The 1,210-nt window shown below is 46.9% G+C and carries 2 protein-coding genes and 1 pseudogene; all 3 read right to left on the bottom strand.

Annotation, left to right across the window (positions count from 1 at the left end; all coding sequences use genetic code 11):
* Window positions 1-600 (bottom strand): glutathione S-transferase family protein (locus A3738_RS16530; RefSeq protein WP_068763734.1); only part of this gene is annotated, 600 nt, incomplete at its 3' end.
* A gap of 20 nt (window positions 601-620) precedes the next feature.
* Window positions 621-992, bottom strand: a complete 372-nt coding sequence (locus tag A3738_RS16525) for a translation initiation factor Sui1 (RefSeq protein WP_068476172.1) — start codon at window positions 990-992, stop codon at window positions 621-623.
* A gap of 19 nt (window positions 993-1,011) precedes the next feature.
* Window positions 1,012-1,210: pseudogene (locus A3738_RS16520) on the bottom strand (hypothetical protein); the annotation flags it as partial.

Below are 1,210 nucleotides of genomic sequence, written 5' to 3'. Positions count from 1 at the left end.
TGTTGCTGATGCGCTCCATGCCTGCATGGCAGGTAAGGATAGCAGGGCATCCATATACGCGAGGCTGGTGTCAGAAACTTCAATGTTGTAAGTGGCGAAGCGTGTCGCGACTGGTGCAAACATGCAGTCAACAATACTGAAGTTTCCAAACAGAAAGTCGCCATCATGACGATTAAGGGCGTCTTGCCACATGCCGTCGATACGGTGGATATCATGCTCGCATTTGTCACTAATCTTAACGCGACGCATGGCTCTGATATTCATGGGTAATTCAGTTCTTAATGCTGAGAATCCAGCATGCATTTCTGAGCAATAAGCTCGCGCTAAGGCACGGTCTTTTATCGAGGCGGGGTAGGCCTGCCCATTCAAATAGGTTTCGTTGATATATTCGCAAATCGCCATGGACTCCCAAACAATCAAATCACTATCGATAAGAACAGGCACTTTGAAGGACGGAGAATACTCTGCGAGTAACTCATGCGTTCTAGCTTGTGCGAGCGGTATGCGTGTTTCTTCAAAAGGAATATTGAAGTAGGAAAGTAGTAACCATGGCCGTAAAGACCAAGAAGAGTAGTTTTTGTTTCCTATGACTAATTCCATACTCGCTCCCTTTAGTCGAGTTATCCGCCCGAGCGTATTACAGTATAGCCCTTATCTTCCAGGAGCTTGACCAAGATATCGCGCTGGTCTCCTTGAATTTCGATAGTGTGTTCTTTTACTGCTCCACCAACGCCACATTTCTTTTTCAATTCCTTCGCAAGCGACTTCAATTTATCACTTGGTTCGAGAATGCCATCAACGAGCGTAACGCCTTTTCCGCCGCGGCCTTTGCGTTCGTATCGAACCCGTACGATGCCATCTCCTTCAGGAATCTCGTCCTTACTGCAGGCACAAGCTGAGATTGCTTGCTCGCAATTTGGGCAGGTTTTGCCGTGCTCAGTGGAGTAAACCAATCCACCAAGATCTGAGAGGGAGTTTAATTTCTTCGGCACGGTTAGTTTCCTTAGCTTATTAGGCGCGCATGAGGGAGCGTGTCCCGATGATGGCGCCCAATCCAACAATAAAGTTTGAGAGTGCGGCAGCAATGTAGATGCCATCTAAATCATAAAAGTACTGCCCAACAAAGGCGAGTGGTACGAACAAGCCAATCAATCGCATAAAGGACATGAGCAAAGATGGAGTTGGCTTACCCATGCCATTATATGTTGAA

This window comes from Oleiphilus sp. HI0066 (assembly GCF_001635725.1).
This window is presented reverse-complemented; position numbering and strand designations above follow the sequence as displayed.